The 19,208-nt window shown below is 63.5% G+C and carries 15 protein-coding genes; 7 read left to right on the top strand and 8 right to left on the bottom strand.

The window, feature by feature from the left end:
- Nucleotides 1-62: 62 nt before the first annotated feature.
- From THI_RS17595 to THI_RS17580, 4 genes are read left to right on the top strand one after another with little or no spacing between them, the layout of a single operon-like run.
- Complete coding sequence (locus tag THI_RS17595; protein WP_013107599.1) at nt 63-968, top strand: branched-chain amino acid ABC transporter permease; 906 nt, start codon at nt 63-65, stop codon at nt 966-968.
- On the top strand, nt 965-1,900 hold the full coding sequence (locus THI_RS17590) for a branched-chain amino acid ABC transporter permease (RefSeq protein ID WP_013107598.1): 936 nt from the start codon (nt 965-967) through the stop codon (nt 1,898-1,900). Before THI_RS17595 ends, THI_RS17590 begins: the two co-directional genes overlap by 4 nt.
- Nucleotides 1,897-2,712, top strand: a complete 816-nt coding sequence (locus THI_RS17585) for an ABC transporter ATP-binding protein (protein ID WP_013107597.1) — start codon at nt 1,897-1,899, stop codon at nt 2,710-2,712. Before THI_RS17590 ends, THI_RS17585 begins: the two co-directional genes overlap by 4 nt.
- A gap of 2 nt (nt 2,713-2,714) precedes the next feature.
- Complete coding sequence (locus THI_RS17580) at nt 2,715-3,416, top strand: ABC transporter ATP-binding protein (protein WP_013107596.1); 702 nt, start codon at nt 2,715-2,717, stop codon at nt 3,414-3,416.
- 35 nt (nt 3,417-3,451) lie between these two features.
- Here the strand turns inward: THI_RS17580 and THI_RS17575 are convergent, their stop codons facing one another.
- Nucleotides 3,452-3,802 (bottom strand): ArsR/SmtB family transcription factor, encoded by a 351-nt coding sequence (locus THI_RS17575; RefSeq protein ID WP_013107595.1) that lies wholly within the window; start codon nt 3,800-3,802, stop codon nt 3,452-3,454.
- A gap of 365 nt (nt 3,803-4,167) precedes the next feature.
- Here THI_RS17575 and THI_RS17570 point away from each other — a divergent pair, with 365 nt between their 5' ends.
- Complete coding sequence (locus THI_RS17570; RefSeq protein WP_141130491.1) at nt 4,168-5,460, top strand: MFS transporter; 1,293 nt, start codon at nt 4,168-4,170, stop codon at nt 5,458-5,460.
- 20 nt (nt 5,461-5,480) lie between these two features.
- On the opposite strand, the gene THI_RS17565 is transcribed toward THI_RS17570, so the two are convergent.
- Entirely contained in the window at nt 5,481-5,762 is a 282-nt protein-coding gene (locus tag THI_RS17565) for a BTH_I0359 family protein (protein WP_013107593.1), read from the bottom strand.
- 377 nt (nt 5,763-6,139) lie between these two features.
- Here THI_RS17565 and THI_RS17560 point away from each other — a divergent pair, with 377 nt between their 5' ends.
- Complete coding sequence (locus tag THI_RS17560; protein WP_041609065.1) at nt 6,140-7,747, top strand: L-lactate permease; 1,608 nt, start codon at nt 6,140-6,142, stop codon at nt 7,745-7,747.
- A gap of 48 nt (nt 7,748-7,795) precedes the next feature.
- On the opposite strand, the gene THI_RS17555 is transcribed toward THI_RS17560, so the two are convergent.
- Nucleotides 7,796-8,980 (bottom strand): DUF3108 domain-containing protein, encoded by a 1,185-nt coding sequence (locus THI_RS17555; protein WP_013107591.1) that lies wholly within the window; start codon nt 8,978-8,980, stop codon nt 7,796-7,798.
- Between the two features lie 173 nt (nt 8,981-9,153).
- Between THI_RS17555 and THI_RS17550 the strand changes: the two genes are divergently transcribed.
- A complete protein-coding gene (locus tag THI_RS17550) occupies nt 9,154-9,825 on the top strand; it encodes a PhaM family polyhydroxyalkanoate granule multifunctional regulatory protein (protein WP_013107590.1) in 672 nt (223 codons plus the stop codon).
- Between the two features lie 40 nt (nt 9,826-9,865).
- On the opposite strand, the gene trxC is transcribed toward THI_RS17550, so the two are convergent.
- From trxC to THI_RS17525, 5 genes are all read right to left on the bottom strand, one after another.
- Nucleotides 9,866-10,282: a thioredoxin TrxC gene (gene trxC, locus THI_RS17545; protein WP_013107589.1), complete on the bottom strand. Its 417-nt coding sequence runs from the start codon at nt 10,280-10,282 to the stop codon at nt 9,866-9,868.
- A 157-nt stretch (nt 10,283-10,439) separates the two neighbouring features.
- Nucleotides 10,440-10,931 (bottom strand): DUF6790 family protein, encoded by a 492-nt coding sequence (locus tag THI_RS17540; RefSeq protein ID WP_013107588.1) that lies wholly within the window; start codon nt 10,929-10,931, stop codon nt 10,440-10,442.
- 18 nt (nt 10,932-10,949) lie between these two features.
- A complete protein-coding gene (locus tag THI_RS17535; RefSeq protein WP_013107587.1) occupies nt 10,950-11,507 on the bottom strand; it encodes a carboxymuconolactone decarboxylase family protein in 558 nt (185 codons plus the stop codon).
- Nucleotides 11,508-11,573: 66 nt separating this feature from the next.
- Nucleotides 11,574-12,416 carry a helical backbone metal receptor gene (locus tag THI_RS17530; RefSeq protein ID WP_013107586.1) on the bottom strand — a complete coding sequence of 281 codons (843 nt, stop codon included), beginning with the start codon at nt 12,414-12,416 and terminating at the stop codon, nt 11,574-11,576.
- Between the two features lie 14 nt (nt 12,417-12,430).
- A complete protein-coding gene (locus THI_RS17525; protein ID WP_231836274.1) occupies nt 12,431-19,087 on the bottom strand; it encodes a non-ribosomal peptide synthetase in 6,657 nt (2,218 codons plus the stop codon).
- Nucleotides 19,088-19,208: the final 121 nt, after the last annotated feature.

Raw genomic sequence — 19,208 nt, 5'->3', positions numbered from 1 at the left:
AATTCGTGAACGCTACGGATTGTGCAGGCCAGAACAGCTGGCCTGTAACAGGAGTAGCTTTCATGTTTGGAACATTGCTTCAGCAAATCGTCAATGGTTTGACGGTGGGAGGCATCTACGCTTTGATTGCTTTGGGATATACCATGGTTTATGGCATTCTCAAGTTGATCAACTTTGCCCATGGGGATCTCTGCATTTTCGGCGCTTATATTGGTCTTGTTGCGCTGGGTATGGGTGCGGGAACAGGACAAAGCCATTTATTTTTGCTCGCTGGGGCATTTATTCTGGCTGCGGTGGTGGTTGGCGTTGCTGGCTTGGTGCTAGAGTTCACGGCATATCGTCCATTGCGTAAGGCGGATCGTCTGTCGGCCGTGGTTTCTGCATTAGGAGCGTCGCTCTTCATCGAGAACGGCATCATGATCATCTGGGGGCCCCAGCTTCGGGTATTCCCCAGTAATCTGCTGCCCGCTATGCACTGGGAGTTTGCAGGCGCGCGAATCGATCTGATCCAGGTGCTCATCATGCTCGGTTCAGCCCTATTGATGGCTTTGCTTTATTGGTTTGTTCACCACACTCGTTTTGGTACTGCCATGCGGGCCTCCGCCAGTGATCAGGATGCAGCAAGGCTAATGGGCATCAATGTGAATCGTGTGATCGCCAGTGTATTCGTGATCGGTCCGGCCATCGGTGCGATTGGTGGGCTGTTTATCGGCCTTTATTATCGGCAAGTTTATTTCACGATGGGTTGGAATTACGGACTGAGTGCGTTTATCGCCGCCATCATCGGTGGAATTGGGAACATTCCTGGAGCCATGCTTGGTGGTGTGTTGCTCGGGCTTTTCAATGCGCTTGCTGCGGGTTTCATTTCCAGTTCCTGGCAAGAGGCGATCACTTTTGCGTTGTTGATTGGCATCTTGCTGGTGCGGCCGACCGGGCTACTCGGCGAACGAGTGGCGGAAAAAGTATGAAGTCGCCAGGAGAGTTGTTGGGTAACGGCTGGCTAGGGGCGGCATTGTGGGCTATTGGGCTGGCAATTCCTTTGGTGCTTGATCAGACTTGGGTATTTATTGCCGCTCTTTTTGCGGTGTATGCCATTGTTGCACTCAGTCAGGATATTGTATTGGGGCGAGCTGGCATGTTTGATATGGGGCACGCGGTGTATTTTGGTGTCGGAGCGTATGTCACATCGATATTGAACACACACTTTAACTGGCCGATTTTTGCAACGTGGCCTGTTGCCATTCTGGTTGCGGGGCTGGTTGGAGCGGTGCTGGCAGCACCTATTGTGAAATTGCGTGGGGATTATCTCCTGGTGGCGACTATCGGCTTCAACGCAATTTTTGTTCTTGCGCTGAGGAACAATCTCGGGCATTTGACAGGTGGGTCCGACGGGATTTTTGGAATCGGCGTACCGAGCCTTTTCGGCTTTTCGCTTTCTAGCCAGAATGCGCAATTCTGGCTGGATTGGCTGGCATTTGCGGTGATTCTGCTTTTGATTCGCAATCTGGATCGGTCTCATCTGGGGCGAGTGTTTTATTACCTAAAGCATGATCAACTCGCCGCAACCACCATGGGCGTGGATGCCAGGGCGTATCGGGTGCTGGCATTTGCATTGGGTGCGGCACTGGCGGGCTTTGCGGGTACTTTGTTCGCTACTCTGATGGCTGCTGTCAGTCCGGGTGCGTTTGTTTTTACCGAGTCAGTCACTCTGTTTGCGATTGTGTTGGTTGGAGGGCAGGGTTCGATTCCTGGGGTGCTGCTGGGTACGGTTTTGATGTTTGTGGTGCCACAGATATTCCGGAGTTTTGCTGAATATCGGTACTTCATATTCGGCATCGCCATGGTGGTCGTGATGGTGCTGCGCCCCCAAGGCATCTGGCCTCGGCGGGGGCAGAAATGAGTGGGGCGCTGCTGCAACTCAAGGATGTGGGTATCCGCTTCGGGGGCCTGCAGGCGGTCGCTGATCTGAGCTTTACGGTGGAAAACAGACAGGTCATGGGCTTGATCGGCCCCAATGGTGCGGGCAAAACTACGGCCTTTAACCTGATCACCGGGGTATACAAGCCAAGCTCTGGGAAGATTTTTCTGGAGGGCCATGACATTACCGGATGGGCACCTCACCGGATTGCGCGTGGGGGAATCTTTCGCACATTCCAGACAATTCGCTTGTTTTATGGGCAGAGTGTGCTGGCGAATGTTTTGGCGGGGCTGCATTTGCAGACGCACCAGGCTTGGTGGCAGGGGCTGCTTTCTACGCCTGCACAGCGCAGGGAAGAGAAGGATCTTCGCAGTCGCAGCATGACGCTGCTCGAGCGTCTGGATTTGGCGCATCTGGCGCAGGAGGACGTCGCCTCCCTGCCTTACGGCGTGCAGCGCCGCGTCGAATTGGCACGGGCCCTGATTGCACGTCCGAGACTACTGATTCTGGACGAGCCGGCCGCCGGCCTGAACGATCAGGAGTCGTCGGCGCTCAATCAGACCATTTTGTCGATGCGCGATGAGGGCATCTCCATCCTGTTGGTGGAGCATGACATGAATGTGGTCATGAACGTCACCGATCGCATCGTCTGCATCAATTTTGGACGCAAGATTGCCGAAGGTACGCCAGAAGAAATTAGGACCAATCCAGATGTGATCGAAGCCTACCTTGGCAACGACGAGGGTGACGAAGTGGAAGAGGCGCAAGGGTACTCCACAGGAGCGGCGCCGTGAGAATGCTTGAAATCACCGATCTAGACGTGCGCTACGGTCAGATCCAGGCGCTCAAAGGGGTAACCCTGCATGTGGAGCAAGGTGAGATCGTGACTTTGCTCGGCGCCAATGGCGCGGGCAAAACGACGCTGATGCGCACCATCAGTGGCTTATTGCGGCCCCATTCCGGTGATGTCCAGTTTTTGGGGAAGAGTATTGCCCACACCTCGGCAGACCGGATTGTGGGACTGGGCATTTCGCAAGTGCCAGAGGGGCGGCGCGTCTTTCCGACCTTGACGGTGATGGAAAACCTGATCCTGGGCGGCTATACCCGGCCGCCAGCAGAGACGAGTGCCAGCGTGGAGGAGGTGTTGGTGTTGTTTCCTCGTTTGCGGGAGCGCGCTCGTCAATTGGCGGGCACTTTGTCGGGCGGGGAGCAGCAGATGCTTGCCATCGGCCGCGCCATGATCTCCAAACCCAAGTTGTTGTTGTTGGACGAGCCGAGCCTCGGGTTGGCTCCCATCGTTGTGCGAGATATTTTTCGGGCCTTGCGCAAAATCCGCACGCAAGGATTGACGATTCTGCTTGTCGAGCAGAACGCCCGCATGGCTCTGAAATTTGCCGACCGAGGCTATGTGATGGAGACGGGCAAAATCGCGCTCCAGGGGAACGCGATCGAATTACTCGAATCGCCCGAGGTTCAAGCCACCTATCTTGGCAAGTAAGGGCGAAATTCTTGACAGGCCTGTCAGATCGGCACTCATTCAGCCGGACACAGGGCGCGGACGACGTTGAGCACCTGCTGGCTTTTGATGTGGTAGTGCACGAAGCGGCCGCGGCGGGTGGCTTCGACGATGTTTTCGGCGCGCAGCTTGGCGAGTTGTTGTGACAAAGCGGCCTGGCGCATGCCGACCTCGTGTTCGAGTTCACGCACGCAACGCTCGCCATCCATCAGCAGGCAGAGAATGGCCAGACGCTCGCGGTGCGCCAGAGCCTTGAGTATGCGCACGACATCTCCGCCGGCCATGCGCTCCAGGCGGGCAAGCCGATGCATCGGCGTCGGCAGGATGAGGTTCGGCGCTGTCTGGGGGGGCAGTTCGGCGATATTCATGATTTGGAGTCTATGAATATCAAATTGCAAGGTTTTGATGCAACACAAGAAAGTGGCGCTTCTGCGGGACCCGCATGAGCCTCGGGGCGTCAATCGTGCCGATGTGCGCGGTTTGAGAGCGCCCCCAGACCTGCCGCGTTCGCGTCAGGCCCCCCGAGGGGGATGAGGCCCGCGGCTCCAAGCTGCCCTGTGGCAGCTTGGACGGAGCCGAATCCGAGCGGCTTGCAAGCCGCGAGGTGGACAAGAAAACTTGGGGCGGCTCTGCGTTTTCTCATGAGGCTTCACCGCTGTTCGCCGCAAGCGGGCCGAATTGGGTAAGCTGCTCTGTTTTGCCCACCGTTTCAGCAAGCAAGCCGATGCCACACATGCTCCGTCATCCTCCTGTTCGTCTGGCCTTGCTGCTGTGGGGGATCGCGGCGGCGGCTTATATGGTGGGGTTTTTCCTGCGGGTCACGCCGGGCGTGCTCAATGTCGATTTGATGCGCGACTTCCATCTGAACGCCGCGCAGCTGGGCAATCTGGCGTCGTTCTACTTCTACTTTTACGCGGCCTCGCAAATTCCGACGGGCATCGCTAACGATCGTTTCGGCCCGAAGATTCTCATCGTGGTCGGGCAGGCGGTGACCGGGGTCGGCGCGCTGCTGTTTGCAGTGGCGGGCAGCTTTGAGTCGGCGGCCGTGGCACGGGCCCTGATCGGCCTGGGGCATGGCGTGGCCTGGGTGTCGTTGCTGGAGCTTTCCGCCGCGTGGTTTGCACCGCGGGTGTTCGGCACCATGTCGGGGTTGTCGCTTGCCTTGGGCACGCTGGGCGCGGTGTTGGCGCAAGCGCCTTTGTTGATTTTGTCGCACAGTTTCGGCTGGCGTTGGGTGCTCGGCGCGGTGGGCGTGCTGTGCCTGGGTTTGTCGCTGCTGGCCTTGCTGCGCATTCGCAACCGGCCAGAGGACATGGGTTTCGACGGCTATCTGCCTGCGCGCAAGGCGCAGACGCTGGGAGAGGTCGGGCGGGGTCTGGGCGAAGTCTGGCGCTATCGCAATACCGCTTTGCTGTTCATCGCGCCCGGCGGAGTTTGCGGCGCGTTTTTGACCTTCACCACCCTTTGGGGGATGCCGTTTCTGGTGCAGCAGCGGCAGATGTCGGCGGGGCGGGCCTCGTGGGTGGTGGCGTCGATGCTGGTGGCGTTTTCGGTGGGCGGGGTGCTGTGGGGGCGGGTTTCGGACCGGCTGCGTCGACGCAAATTGCCCTATTTGCTCGGCGGGGTGATGATGCTGGCGGGCTTTGGCCTGCTGGTGGCCTGGCCGCAGGCGCCCTGGAGCTTGTTGTTGCTGGCGTTGCTGGTGAGTTCGGTGGGCTCAGGCGGCATGGTGGTGGGTTTCGCCTGGGCCAAGGAATCAGTGCCGCAGCGGCTCGCGGGTACCGCATCGGGCGTGCACAACACAGGAGTGATGGTGGGCGCGCTGGTGCAGTTGCCTTTGCTGGGCTGGGTGCTCGATCGGTTCTGGACGGGGCAGCAGGCGGGCGGCGCGCGGCTGTATGACGGCACGGCATTTCAGGCAGCCAACGGTGTGCTTCTGGCCTGGATTGCCTTGTCGGTGCTGTGCGTGCTGCTGGCGCGCGAAACTCACGCCCGACCTTATGCCGTGGCGGTAGCCCCGGGCTGAACCCCGCCTGGGGCGCTCATTCAATGCGCATGCAAAGACTGCCGCGAGAGGGCGGAGTAGCGGTCGAGAAAATCGTCGATTTCTTCGCTGCTGGGCTCTTGGGCGATGAGTTGCTGCACGCTGGCGCGAAACCCTTCGGCCGCGCGGCCGCCCAGAAAAATTTCCTTGCGGGCGAATTTGTCGACGATTTCATACCCGCCGCGAGAGAGGTCGGTTTCGTGATCGGTTCGAGACTCCTGCGAGCCCGACCAGTCGAGCTGCAGGACACAAAAGGCGTCTGAGTCATAGATCATGGTTTGCATGGTGGTTCTCCGCTGGTTGATGAGGAGATGTGGACATCGAAGCAAAAAACAAGCCCGACAAAAACGCGCAACTTTGTTAAATGCACAACGCCCGGCGATGGACTTGCGTTGACCGCCGGTTTGTCCATCCGGGTCTGCGCGGAGGATTGCCAGCACGCATCGCAAATCTGTGTTGACTGTCATCGCTCACCTGCAACAAGACGTAAGAATTGCCGCGATTCGCTTGCTCGCCTTGCAGAGCGCTCATAGGCTTGCGGCGCTGCACAAACCAGACTTCGCAACGGACGGATTACTGGCGTGTGCGGGGATTTCACTGTTCACAGCGCACATTGATAGGCCCGGAGCGCGCACAGCGAGCCATCGGGCGGGAGACAAGCATGTTTCATCAAATTCTGACCCCGGTGGGCGGCGCTTTGCTGCCCTCGTTTTTGGTGGCGGCCATTCCGATTGCCATCGTGCTGTTGATGCTGGGTGTGCTGCGGCGACCGGCATGGCAGGCATCTGCGGTGGGCTTGGTCGCGGGACTGATCATTGCTGTTGGCGTTTGGCAGTTGCCGCTGGGGCTCGCGTTCAATGCCGTCGCGCTCGGCGTGGTGTTTGCCTTGCTGCCGGTGATGTGGATCGTGTATGGCGCGTTGGTGCTCTACAACGTGGCGGTCAAGTCGGGCCGGTTTGAAATGTTTCGCCTATGGATGCTGGAGCATCTGCCCAACGACCGTCGGCTGGTGTTGCTGGTAGTGGCGTTTTCCTTCGGTTGTCTGCTCGAAGGGATAGCGGGCTTTGGCACCCCGGTGGCGATTACCAGTGCCTTGCTCATCGGCCTGGGCTTCCCGGCGCTGGAGGCGCTGACCTTCACCCTGATTTTCAACACGGCGCCGGTGGCGTTTGGCGCATTGGGCGTGCCGCTGACGGTGTTGGGCGCGGTAACGAGCATGCCATCAGAGCCGCTGGCGGCGATGGTGGGGCGACAGTTGCCGTTTTTTGCCTTTCTGTTGCCGTTTTATGTCATTGCGATTTACGGAGGGCTGCGGTCGATCCGCGCCTTGTGGCCCGCTTTGCTGGTGGCCGGCGGCAGCTTTGCGCTGGCGCAGTTCGTCTCATCGAACTTCATCAGTTATCAGCTGACCGATGTGCTGGCTTCGATGTTCTCGCTGATTCTGACGGTTGGTTTTCTTAAAATCTGGAGCCCGGCGCCCGACCCGGAATTCGCCATTGCCCGCCCGGTGCGCGCGCCGAATGAAGCGCGCGTGGGCTATGGTGGCTGGCTGCCCTGGGTGGTCATTACCATGGTGGTGATTTTCTGGGTCTATGCCAAGATTTTTGCGTTTGGCGAGATCAAGGTGCTCTGGCCGGGCCTGGACAAACAGGTGTTCATCACGCTTTACAACAAGCCGTACGTGGCCTTGTGGGACTTCCAGCCTTTGGGCACGGGCACGGCCATTTTGTTGTCTGCGGTGATCACGGCGGTGCTGGTGCGGCTGCCGGTGGGGGAGTTTTTTGCGGCGATGCGCGATGCCTGGGTGCAGGTGCGGATTGCGGTGCTCACGGTGTGCATGATTGTCGGTCTGGCCTTTTTGCTTAACTATTCCGGCATGAGTTACACGCTTGGGCTGGGAGTAGCCGGTGTCGGCGCGCTATTTCCGCTGGTATCGGCCTTTCTCGGCTGGGTGGCGGTGTTCCTGTCGGGCAGCGACACATCGGGCAATGCACTGTTCGGCAATCTGCAGGTGGTTGCCGCGCGGCAGCTGGGCTTCGATCCCGTGCTGATGGCGGCGACCAATTCGTCCGGCGGGGTGATGGGCAAGATGATTTCGCCGCAGAACATCGCCACGGGCGTTTCGACTACGGCGCTCAAGGGCAAGGAGGGCGTGGTGTTCGCCCGCACCTTCAAGCACAGCGTGTTTCTCACCTTGCTGCTGGGCATCCTGGTGTATCTGCAGCAGCATGTGCTGACCTGGATGATTCCGGTGTTGCCGCCGCATTGAGTCGTTTTCTTTTCCCCGCCGCACACGCCGCGCTCTGCGCGGCGTTTTTCATGGCTTGGCCGATGCTGGGGCCGTCGCGCCGGCTTGTTCGGCGTGGTCGAGAGTGAAAAGCAGATAGCTATCAGCGGAGTGTTGCAAGCGGATTTGCACGGGCAGGTTTTGCAACTGCGGCGACAGCCAGATTTGCGCGCCGAGTTCGTTGGCCTGCGTGGCCTGCCGCACGATATGCCAGCAGGGCAGTGATCCGATCGGGGTATCCACGATATCCATGCCGGCGATGGTGAAGGCCCAGTCCGCCATGCCGCTGGGTCGGGCCACGGCGAAGCTGAGCGTGGCGCCGGGGTGGAAGTCGCCGGGGGCGACGCTGAGGCGGTTGGCGAGTTGCAGAAACAAGCTGGCGCTGTCTTGCACATGAGGCGGCAAGGGCAGCACGGCGGGGCTGGCGCTGAAGTGCAGGGTGTTGTCGCCGCGGTCGACACGCACGGATTTCTCGCGGGTGAATACGCGCTCGGTGTACTCCGAGGGCGCGAGCCAGTCGCCTTCGATGCGGCCGGTGCTGCGGTAGGAAAAGCCGATCAGCGCGCTGCCGGAGAGGCGGGCCTCGTAGTGGTCGCCATCGACCGTCCAGACCAATGCGCCGCTGCCGTGCAGGTGGCCGCGCCAGTAGCCGGTAATGGTGTAGGACAGCCGGGTGGAGGGTGGCCAGGGACGCGGGGCCGCGGCTGAAGCCGGTGCACTGGCCGTGGGGGCCGGGCTGGATTCGGTGGGGATGGGACGCGCGGGCTGGCTGACTTGGTCTGCTGGCGCCAGGTCACCCAGGCTGGTAGCGGCGGCCAGAAGCGGCGCCGATGTGGGCGGCGGTGGCGCGCTGAGGGCCTGCACCGGAGCCGGAGGTGCCTGCGCGGAGGAGGCGACGGTTTCGGCTGGGCGGGGGCGGGCGATGTCGGCTGCGGGCTCGGGAGCAGGCATGGGTGCAGGCTGTAGCGCCGGTGGCCGTTTCGCCTTGGCGGGCTTGGGCGGCGACGCGAGCGCAGGGCGTGCCGCAGTGACGACGGGGGGCGTGGGTTTGAGAAGCTGGGTGTAGATCGGCTCGGGCAGTTTGCCAGCGGCCAGGGGGCGGAAAGCGGTGCCGAGCCAATCGAGCGCGGCCAGATGCAGGGCGACCACCCCCAGCGCGAGCAGCGCGATGGTGCGCCAGCCCGGCCGCCCGCGGGTACGCCGATCGGTCGTCATGGCCAGGGCCTCGTGGCGAGCCAACGGCGTGCGGCGAAGTGGCTTGGGCGGGGAAACATGCCAGCTATTTTGCCGTTCGCTTGGGAGTGTTCGCAGGGCGGATGCGGGTTCTCGCTTGGCAGCGCCGCGCGTATGCTGCACCCATCCCCCGCACAACGCATGAGGAGGCCGTCATGGCGCAAATTCCCGAGTTCAAGGATTTCATTCCCGGCATGGAGTTTTTTCAGACCCTGCTCAAAGGCGCGGGCATGCCTTCGCAGTTTGCCAACTGGGTGGCGCCGACCCTCGATGTGGAAGAGATCGAGCAGAAGATCACCGACCTCAAGGCCGTGCTGAGCTGGCTGGAAACCAATGCGCGCATGACGCAAAACATGATTCAGGCGCTAGAGGTGCAGCGCATGACCTTGCGGGCGCTCAAGACCATGAATGTGGATATGCAGGACTTCGCCAAGGGCATGGTGGCCGAGCCGCCATCGGCGCCCGCCGCCGTGCAGCCCTCGGAAGCGCCGCAAGCCGAGCCGGCTAAGTCCGCCGAGCCGCCGCAGGCCGCAGCGGGTGCATCGCCGCTGTTTGACCCGATGCAGTGGTGGAACGCGATGACCCAGCAGTTCACCGAGTTGGCGAGCCAAGCGTTGCAGGAGAACGGGGCAACGCCTGCGGGTTCGGCCGCGCCGGTGAACTCGCCCAAACCTGGGGCGAAGAAGGCCGCGGCGAAAAAACCGGCTGCAAAGACTGTGGGCAATGCGGCCCGCAAAACGCCCGCCCGGCCCGCATCGCCTGCGGCCAAACGCGGCAAGGCGGCAGTCAAGGTAGCAAGCAAAGCGACCGGCAAAGCGTCGCGTTGAGTCGCAGGCCGATTCGGAGGGGCTCGACTTATGCGTCGACTTATGCGCCCACCCAGCGCACCAGTTCTTGCGCCGGCATGACGCCGGACTGGCGTTTGACTTCCTGCCCGCCGCGATAAAGCGCCAGGGTGGGAATGCTGCGAATGCGGCTGCGCACTGAAACCTGCGGGTTGGCGTCGGTGTCCACCTTGGCCAGCACCGCCCGGCCTTGAAGCTGGGTTGCCGCCTGGGCGAACTGCGGCGCCATCATCTTGCACGGGCCGCACCACTCCGCCCAGAAATCCACCAGCACGGGCAGCTCGCTTTTGGCGATGAAGCGCTCGAAGTTGGCATCGGTCAGGGTGACGGGGGCGGCCGGGAGGATTTCCTGACCGCATTGCCCGCAGACCGGAGCGTCCTTCAGGCGGTCGTCGGGAACGCGGTTGAGCGTGGCGCAGTGGGGGCAGACGATGAGCATGGCGGTTGTTCCAAATAGCAATACCGTGAATATGCGGCAAGGCCAGACGGTTTTCAACCCAGAGGTTCAGAGAACCCCGTCGGGCCGCCCCAAGGGGTTCTCGCCCCCTTTGGGGAGAGGGCCGGGCGCAGCGAGGCTTTCGGGGGGGGGGTATTGATCAAAGCCGCGAACGGGCAAATACGCTGCGGTGTCGCTGCGCGCGGAACTGCCAGACCAGCAGGGCAAAGCCGACTACCGGCAGGAGCAGATCACCGGGCCGGAACACGCTGACCGCGCCCGCCGGTGTGCCCAGCAGTGCACCGACGATCCAGACCGTGGGCCCGAGCAGCGCGGCCAGCCGCATGCCGATGCCGCCCCAGGCGCTGGCCACGCCTACCGCGGCAAACCCTGCGGCGGCCAGGCCGATCTGAAAACCGGCCGGGTCTGGGGTGGTGTGCGGCAGCAGATGCTGCAGGCTTACGCCCAGAAAACCCACGCCGACGGCGCACAGCAAAAACCAGCGCAGCAGCACTTGCGCCACTCGCAGATCATGCCGCGCGCGTTTGCTGGTGAGCAAGGCCAGCGCTCCGAGCACGAGGCCGATCACGATCAGGGTGAAGGTGCGGTAGTGCAGCGCCTGTTGCGCAAACAGCGGCCAAAATGCGCTCATGCCGTCCCCTTTTTTGCTTCAGTGCGCCGCGTCCGACTCTGAGCGGTCTTCTATGCCCACGTCGAGCGCCACCAGGAACCGCGACACCATGTTGTACGTGGCGACCACGCCGACGAGCTCGACCACTTGCTTGGGCGACAGCAAGGCGCGGACGGCGGCGAAATGCGCTTCACTCACCCGCACGCGCCGGGTCATGTCGTAGGTGAGCGCCAGCACTGCGCGCTCGCGGGGGGAGAACGCTAGCCGGTTTTCCACCGCCGCAGGAATGTCGTGCAGCAGCGCGAGCTGCTCGGCGCAGCCGCCGGCGGCTAGAAACAGCGGGGCGTGATGCATGAATTCATACTCGGCCCCATTGAGTCGCGCCACGACGCAAATGGCGAGTTCGCGCAAATCGGCTTCGAGCTCCAGCTCGCCACGCACCGCGCCCAGCAGGCCATTCCAGCCGCGCGCGAATGCGGGGCTGTGCAGCAGCATGCGGTCGAGGTTGAGCAGTTCTCCGCCGCGCCGCTGGCGTATGGCGGCCACCAGTTCTTCGGGCTCGGCGTGGTGTTGCGGTAAGTAGGCGATGCGCGGCATGATGGAAACATAAAGAAAATGGAATGACTGGACTGTAGCCCCGCTTGGGCGCTGAGGCCAGCCGCTTCAGCGCGCCAGTGCGGCGAGTTGCCTGAGGCCGTCGATGGCGCGCACGCCGTACCAGCTGGCCCATTCGCCGGGGATGCAGCGCACGGCCGGGGGCAAGCCGCGCGCGGCGAGCAGGCTGCGCACTTCGGCCGCATGCCGGGCGCCGAAGCGATAGGGCTCGCTGGACAGCAGCACCTCGTCCACCGCGCCGAGCCAGTCTGCCGACCAGTCGAACACCGGATAGCGGCTGCGGCCAGGCTGATGCAGGCCATCACCGCCCAGCACCTCGGGCAGGGTGTGCCAGCGCACGGCGGCGAGGCTTTGGCTGATGTAGGTGTCGCGCGCCACGGTCATCCACGGATCGCGCCAGATGAGGTAGAGCACCTTGCGCGGCGCGCCGGGGCGGGTTTGCACCTCCTCCAGTACGGCTTGCAACTGCTGGCGCAGGGCGGCGACGCGCTCGGTCACGCCGGGCAGGCGGCCGAAGGCCGCGCCGAGCTGGTCGAACAGGCTCAGGTTGTCTTGCGGGGCTTGCGGATGGGTGACGATGATGTGGGGCACGAAGGTGCGCAGCGCATCCACGGTTTCGCGGGTGTTTTCGTCGATGTTGACTAGCACATGGGTGGGCTGCAGCGCGCGCAGGGCGTCGAGGTGGACGTCTTTGGTGCCGCCGACCTTGGGAATGGCGCGCACCTCGGCGCGGGGATGCACGCAGAACCCGGTGCGGGCCACGAGGTGCTGCCGCAGCCCGAGGGCGAACAGGGTTTCGGTCAGGCTGGGAACCAGGCTGGCGATGCGCGCCTGGGCGTCGGCTGCGGCAATCGGCTGGCCGAGGGCGTCGCGCACGGGCACAGCGGGCATGGCGGGCGCCGGGCTCAGACGGTGTGAGGTTCAGCAGCGCCGGGGCGGGCGAGTTGCCCCAGGCTTTCGAAAATCAGCCGACGCGGGGCGATGCGCCAGCCGAGCTGCTGCTCGATGGCGATGACGGCGCGCATGGCCAGCAGCGAGTGGCCGCCCAGATCGAAGAAGTTGTCGGTGAGTTGCACCCGCTCGACGCCGAGCAGCTCGCGCCAGATGGCGGCGATCTGCTGCTCTTGCGGCGTGGACGGCAGGCGTGCGGCTTGGCGCGTGTGCGCCGCCGGAGCGGCGGTTTGGGGGGCGGGCAGGGCGGCGCGGTCGAGCTTGCCGTTGGGCAGCAGGGGCAAGGCGTCGAGTGGCACGAGGTGCTGCGGCACCATGTAGTCGGGCAGGCGCGCGCGCAGGGCCTGGCGCAGATCGGCCGGATTGGGCGCGGCGCCCGGTTTCGCCACGAGGTAGGCGACGAGGCGCACGTCTTGAGGGGTGGGGGCGTAGGTGGTGAGCACGCAGGTGGCCACGCCGGCTTGCTCGCGCAGCGCGGCTTCGATTTCGCCCAGTTCGATGCGAAAGCCACGAATTTTCACCTGATGATCGAGACGGCCGAGGTGTTCGAGCTGGCCGTCGTGCCGCCAGCGGCCGAGATCGCCGGTTTTGTACAGACTGGCCTGGGCATCGGCGCTGAACGGATCGGGGATGAAGCGCTCGGCGGTGAGTTCGGGCCGCTGAAAATAGCCCAGCGTGACGCCGGCGCCGCCGATGTGGATTTCGCCCGGCGTGCCGATGGGGCAGAGCTGGCCCTGCGGATCGAGTATCCAGACCTGGGTGTTGGCGATGGGTCGGCCGATCACGATGGGCTGCCCCGGCTGCACCTGCCAGCAGGTGGACCAGACGGTGGTTTCGGTCGGACCGTACAGGTTCCACACTTCGGCGCAGGCGGCGAGCAGACGCGGCGCCAGATCGGCGGGCAGGGCTTCGCCGCCGATGAAGGCGCGAAGTCTGGGGGGACGGAAGGGGTCGGGGTTGCCGGGCCAGCCGACGTCGAGCAGCATGCGCCAGGTCGAGGGCGTGGCCTGCAGCACCGTGGCCTGGCTGGTTTGCAGCAGGTCGCGCAGGGCAAAGGGATCGCGCGACTGGGCGTGATCGGCCAGCACCACGCGCGCGCCCACGGTCAGCGGCAACAGCAGTTCGAGCACGGCGATGTCGAACGAGAGCGTGGTCACGGCGAGCAGGACGTCGTCGCTTTGCAGCCCGGGTTCGCGCGCCATGCTGCGCAGAAAATTCACCACGGCGCGGTGCGGCACCTCCACCCCCTTGGGCCGTCCGGTGGAGCCTGAGGTGTAGATCAGGTAGGCCGGGTCGTCGGGGCGGGCGTCGCGGGCGGGGTCGGGCGGGAGGGGGGCGTCGCGGCGAAGTCCGGCTAGCGGCGCGCTGTCGAGCGCGAGTTGCGGCACGTCGGCATTGGCCAATAGCGGCAGCAGGGCGGTCTGGGTGAGCAGGCAGCGCAGCTGAGCATCGGTGGCCATGTAATGCAGGCGCTCGGGCGGAAAGCCGGGGTCGAGCGGGACATAGGCGGCGCCAGACTGCAGCACGCCCAGCAGCGCGGCGAGCATGTCGGCGTGACGGTGCAGGCACAGCCCGACGCGGTCGCCGCGTCCCACGCCCATCTGGCGCAGGTGGTGGGCGATGCCCAGCGCGCGGGCGTGAAGTTCGCCGTAGCGCAGCGTATGGCCCAGTGCGTCGGTGAGGGCGAGGTGGTCGCGGCGGTCGGGCGCGTCGAGCTGCAGCGCGGCGGGCAAGGTGAGCGGCGCGGTCAGCGGCTGTGGCGTGGTGTTCCACTGATCGAGCACGGCACGCTGGGCGGGCGTGACCAGGGCATGACTCGACACGGGCAGAGCGGGTTGCGCCAGCAGTTGCTCGGTGAGGAAAACATAGCTGTCGAGCAGGCGCTGCGCGGTATCCAAGCTGAACAGATCGGTGGAGTATTCGAGCTGGATGTGACGGCTGAATTCGGTATCGACGTGGATGGACAGGTCGAACTGCGCGGAAACCCTATCGAAGTCGAAAACTTCGTAAGTGAACGGTACGTCTGCCAGTTGGCCGATGGGCGCATTAAGCACGTTGAACAGCACCCGTACCAAGCCCTGTGGCTGGTCTGCACGTTGGGCTTCGAGCCGTTCGACCAGCTCGTCGAACGGGGCGTCCTGGTGAGCGTAAGCCGTGAGCGCGGTGTCGCGCACTTGCTGGACTAGCTGGTCGAAGGTGGCTTGCGGCTCGACGGTATTGCGCATCACCAGGGTGTTGACCAGGGTGCCCACAAGCTGCTCGGTCGCGGCATGGTGGCGGTTGGCGATGGGCGTGCCGACGGCGATGTCGGTGCTGCGGCTCAGGCGCGCAAGCAGCACGTTGAAGCTGGCCAGCAGCAGCATGAAAGGGGTAGCGCCGTGGGACACGCCGATGTGTCGTAGCGCCTGAATCAAAGACTCGGACAACTGCGCATGTAGCGTGCGCCCCCTGAAACTTGGTTCGGATGGGCGCGGAAAATCGGTTGGCAAAAGAAGATCAGTTAAGCCCTGCAGCTGTTCCACCCAGTAAGCCATGTGAGCCTGACGTGCCTCAGCGGCGCGCGGGCTGCGTTGCTCGATTGCGTAATCAGAATACTGAGTCGTCAGTTCTGGCAGGCCCATCTTGGACGGATCGGTCTGGCCTTGATGCAGCCGGGAGTAAATCTTGAGAGCGTCTCGTGTCAGCACAGATATCGCCCAGTTGTCGGAGATGGTGTGGTGCAGGACCCAGAGCAGCACATGCTCGTTTTCCCGCGTTCGCAGGAGAGCAACGCGGAAAAGTGGTGCAGTGGCAAGATCAAAAGGCTGGGCAGCAAACGCTTGCGCTATCTGTCTGGCGGTTTGCTCACGATCGGATTCGTCTATCCCTCGCAGGTCGATGAATTCCAGACTCGCAGGTGACGCAGGAAGAATGATTTGCGCGGGCTCCTGATTTCGCAGGGCGAACTGGGTGCGCAACCCTTCATGGCGCGCGATCAGAAGATCGAGGGTCTGTCTAAACAAAGACAGATCAAGAGTTCCTCGTAGCCGCAACGGCGCGGTGATGTTGTAGGCGACCGAATCCGGATGAAACTGCTGAATGACCCACATACGACGTTGAGATAACGAAGTCGGCAAATAGCCAGACTCGCAGTCGCCCGAGGAAGAGATCGAGACAAGTTGCCGCATGCCGGAGCGCGACGTCGTTGGTGCTATCGCGGAATACTCTTCGGCACTGATTTCTGGCGTGCTTGTTTGTGCAAGACGTGGCTGTCGAAGCGACTCTGTCTCGAAGCCTGAGTTGTCTGCGCCCTCAGCAGGCGAATCTCCGACCGTGACGATATTTGGGAGGGCGTGCTGATCCAGATAAGCAGCGAGTTTGTCGATGCTCAGGTAAGTGAACAGAAGCGCCAGGGGCAGTTCAAGTCCGAACTGGGTTTGGATTCGAGAGCGCACTTGGGTGAGCGTGAGCGAGTGACCACCCAAGTCGAAAAAGTGATCATGCACGCCAAAGTCATCGGTGTGCAGCACTTCACTCCAGATAGCCCACAGGGTCTTTTCCGTAGGAGTATTCGGTAATGTCCGCGCCTGCGCCTGGGCGGTAGAAAGACACTGCGGGGTGGGCAACGCCCGCTTGTCAATTTTTCCGCTTGCAGCCAATGGCATGGCGGTCAAAATCTGCCATGAGCAGGGCATTGCATGGTGAGGCAGCAAGGTCTGTAGGGACTGCTGCAGGGTGCTCAGAGGGGTCTGCTGTTGGCCTTCGCGCCAAACGACATAGGCAGCTAGTTGCGGGTCGTTTTCGCGCGGCATCCAGGAAACGACCGCCGCCTGCGCCACGGCGGGGTGGGCGGCGAGGCGGCGTTCGATTTCGCCGATTTCGATGCGAAAACCGCAGATCTTGATCTGCTCGTCATTGCGGCCGACGAGGTGCAGCTGCCCATCGGCCGACCAGTAGCCCAGATCGCCGGTGCGGTACAGGCGCTCACCGGGGCAGAAGGGGTCGGGCAAAAAGCGCTCGGCGGTGAGTTCGGGCTGGCCGAGGTAGCCCCGCGCCACGCCCAGACCGGCGATGCAGATTTCGCCGGTGACATCGAAGGGTATTTGCCGCAACTGCTCGTCGAGCACGTAGGCGCGGGTGTTGTCGATCGGTCGTCCGACGGGCAGGTTGCCGCGCGTCTGGGTGATGGGGCCGTCCACGACGTAGAGCGTGCTGTCTTCGGTGGTTTCGCTCGGGCCGTAGTAGTTGAGCAGGGTGGGCTGCGGCAGCAGCGACTGAAAGCGCGCGGCAAGGGCGGCGTCCAGCGGCTCGCCGCCGAACTGAACGTAGCGCAGGCTGGTGCAGGCGGGCAGCTGGGGGTCGTCCACCAGCGCCCGGGCGGTGGTGGGTGCCAGGGTGAGGTGGGTGATGCCCTGTTCGCGCACGAATTGCAACAGGGCGGGCAGATCGCGCTGCAGGCCAGGCGGGGCGAGGTGAACCGCCGCGCCGCAGATCAGGGGCATGAAAAATTCTGAGATCGACGCGTCGAAACTCAGCGAGGATTTTTGCAGCAGCCGGTCGTGCGGGCCGAACTGGAGCACGCGGGCGTTCCACAGCTTGTGATTGCACAGGGCGCGGTGCGGAATCATCACGCCCTTGGGTTGCCCGGTGGAGCCCGAGGTAAAGATGACCAGGGCGAGGTCGTCGGGCGTGCTTTCGGTGACGGGGGCGTCAACGTCGCCGTAGGGCGGCGTCAGATCGGCATCGAGAAGCTGTGGCGTCTCCGAAGCCGCGGCCGCTCGCACGGCGGCGTGCAGCGACGGCTGCGCGAGTACGACGCGGGCCTGGGTATCGAGCAGGATGCGCTGCAGGCGTTCGGGAGGCAGGTCCGCGTCCAGCGGAACGTAGGCGCCGCCGGCCTTGAGCACGGCGAGCAGGGCCACGACGAGTTCGGCGCGGCGTTCCATGATGACGGGAACGAGCACGTCGCGTTGCACCCCCAGACCGCGCAGGGTGTGCGCCAGGCGGTTGGCCGCCTGCTCTAGCTCGGCGTAGCTCAGCTGGGTGTCGCCGAAGCGCACCGCAACCGCCTGCGGCGTGGCGCGCGCCTGTTCGGCGACGAGCAGGTGCATGCACTGCGGCGCCGGGCGGGGCTGGGCGGTGCGGTTCAGCGCGGCCAGTGCGGCGCGCTCTTGGGCGCACAGCAGGTCGAGATCGCGCAGACGGGCTTGCGGATGGGCGATGAGTTCGGCCAGGTGCTGATCAAGGCGGGCGCTGAGAAATTCGGTATGTCGCAGCGCGGCAGGGGCGCGGGGGTCGATCACCAGATCGATGGGCCGATTTTCGGAGTTGCCGTATTGGCGCACATAGGCGGCGATCGGTGCAAACCCGGGTTGTCCGCGGAAGGGGGCGAAGGACAGGCGGGCGTTTCCCAGCGTGGCGTGCGGATCGAAGTCTTCGAACGACACCATCAGGTCGAAGGGCATGCCTGCGATGCCCTGCCGGTGCGGCTGTCGCGCCAGGGCGCGGTCGAGCGGATATTGCTGATGGCGCAGGATCTGCCGGGTGTCTTCGGCCAGCGCGCGCATGAGGCTGGGCAGACGGTCGTCTTCAGCGGTGTGGAGTCGCAGGGGCAGGGTGTTGGCAAACAGACCGACGGTTTGTTTGTCGAGGGCATCCTTGCGGTTGTGCAGCGGCATGCCGATGAGCACATCGGCCTGTCCGGTCACACGCGCGATGTACGTTGCCAGAAAAAAGTGGACGCCCTGCGCCGGGGTCAGGCCCTGTTCGGCCGCCTGTTGCAGATAGTGCGCCCAGATCGATGGGCTAACGCGCCACTGATGCACCAGCGGTTCGGGTGGCGTTTGAAGGTCGGGGGCCGAAACCGCGGCCAACGCTTGGGCGCCTGCGATGCGTTGCTGCCAGAAGGAATGGTCTCGCTCGAAGCGGGCGGACTGCAGGTAGGCCTGTTCTCTTTCGAGGAACCGTGCGTAGTCGGGTCCGGGCTGCGGCGGGGCGCTCAGGGGATTGTCCAGCAGCTCGTTGTAGCGTTGAGCGATGCGCTGACCGACCCGCATGACGCCATAGCCATCGAGCAGAAGGTGGTTGAAGCACAGCAGCCAGGCGTAGCGCTGCGCGGCGGTGCGGTACAGGGCGGATTTCCAGAGGAGGGGGCCTTGCGGGGGTGTAGGTTCGGTTTTGATCGCCTCGATGGCTTGCGCGGCGAGCCGGGCGGCGCGGTCGGGGCTGTGGGTCTCGGCGAAAAAGTCGGTGTAGGGCAATCGCCAAGTCTGCGCCGAGGCGATTTGCCACCGCGGGCCTTCTGAGTGCCCCCAGGGCCGGGCTGCGCCCAGCCCGCCCCCCGAGGGGGTCAAGGAAACTTGGGGCGGCCCGGCGTTTCCTTGAGAGGTCTCGACCACGCGGGCGCGCAGCATGGGTTCGGCGGCGGCGACTTCCTGAATGGCGCGCTGCAACACGAGCACATCGAGCGCGCCGTCGATGCTCACGGTCAGGCCGATGTTGTAGATGGCGCTGCCGAGCAACTCTTGGCGCAGCAGAATGTCTTGCTGGGTTTGGCTCAAGGGCCAGCGCTCGTCACAGGCTCGGGGCGTGGCGTCGGCGTCTGGGAGATGGCTCAAGAGCGTGGTTGACATGCAGAGAGAGGAAGTCGGGTGCGCCAGAGACGAATTTTCTGCTGTTTGCGGCATCTTAGGAGGGGCTTGATGACGGTTGACTTCAACTCGGGCCGGTTTTGTGAACTATTCCGCTTCCGTT

This window comes from Thiomonas arsenitoxydans (assembly GCF_000253115.1).
Taxonomy (GTDB): Bacteria; Pseudomonadota; Gammaproteobacteria; order Burkholderiales; family Burkholderiaceae_C; genus Thiomonas; species Thiomonas arsenitoxydans.
This window is presented reverse-complemented; position numbering and strand designations above follow the sequence as displayed.

Bases quoted from the DNA above. Each gene is read 5' to 3' on its own strand.
- THI_RS17540 (WP_013107588.1), bottom strand. From the start codon at position 10,931: ATGAGCGCATTTTGGCCGCTGTTTGCGCAACAGGCGCTGCACTACCGC.
- trxC (WP_013107589.1), bottom strand. From the start codon at position 10,282: ATGCTCATCGTCTGCCCCCACTGCGCCACGCTCAACCGCGTTCCCGAC.
- THI_RS17555 (WP_013107591.1), bottom strand. From the start codon at position 8,980: ATGACGACCGATCGGCGTACCCGCGGGCGGCCGGGCTGGCGCACCATC.
- THI_RS17575 (WP_013107595.1), bottom strand. From the start codon at position 3,802: ATGAATATCGCCGAACTGCCCCCCCAGACAGCGCCGAACCTCATCCTG.
- THI_RS17560 (WP_041609065.1), top strand. From the start codon at position 6,140: ATGTTTCATCAAATTCTGACCCCGGTGGGCGGCGCTTTGCTGCCCTCG.
- THI_RS17550 (WP_013107590.1), top strand. From the start codon at position 9,154: ATGGCGCAAATTCCCGAGTTCAAGGATTTCATTCCCGGCATGGAGTTT.
- THI_RS17535 (WP_013107587.1), bottom strand. From the start codon at position 11,507: ATGCCGCGCATCGCCTACTTACCGCAACACCACGCCGAGCCCGAAGAA.
- THI_RS17525 (WP_231836274.1), bottom strand. From the start codon at position 19,087: ATGTCAACCACGCTCTTGAGCCATCTCCCAGACGCCGACGCCACGCCC.
- THI_RS17590 (WP_013107598.1), top strand. From the start codon at position 965: ATGAAGTCGCCAGGAGAGTTGTTGGGTAACGGCTGGCTAGGGGCGGCA.
- THI_RS17530 (WP_013107586.1), bottom strand. From the start codon at position 12,416: ATGCCCGCTGTGCCCGTGCGCGACGCCCTCGGCCAGCCGATTGCCGCA.
- THI_RS17585 (WP_013107597.1), top strand. From the start codon at position 1,897: ATGAGTGGGGCGCTGCTGCAACTCAAGGATGTGGGTATCCGCTTCGGG.
- THI_RS17565 (WP_013107593.1), bottom strand. From the start codon at position 5,762: ATGCAAACCATGATCTATGACTCAGACGCCTTTTGTGTCCTGCAGCTC.
- THI_RS17580 (WP_013107596.1), top strand. From the start codon at position 2,715: ATGCTTGAAATCACCGATCTAGACGTGCGCTACGGTCAGATCCAGGCG.
- THI_RS17570 (WP_141130491.1), top strand. From the start codon at position 4,168: ATGCTCCGTCATCCTCCTGTTCGTCTGGCCTTGCTGCTGTGGGGGATC.
- THI_RS17595 (WP_013107599.1), top strand. From the start codon at position 63: ATGTTTGGAACATTGCTTCAGCAAATCGTCAATGGTTTGACGGTGGGA.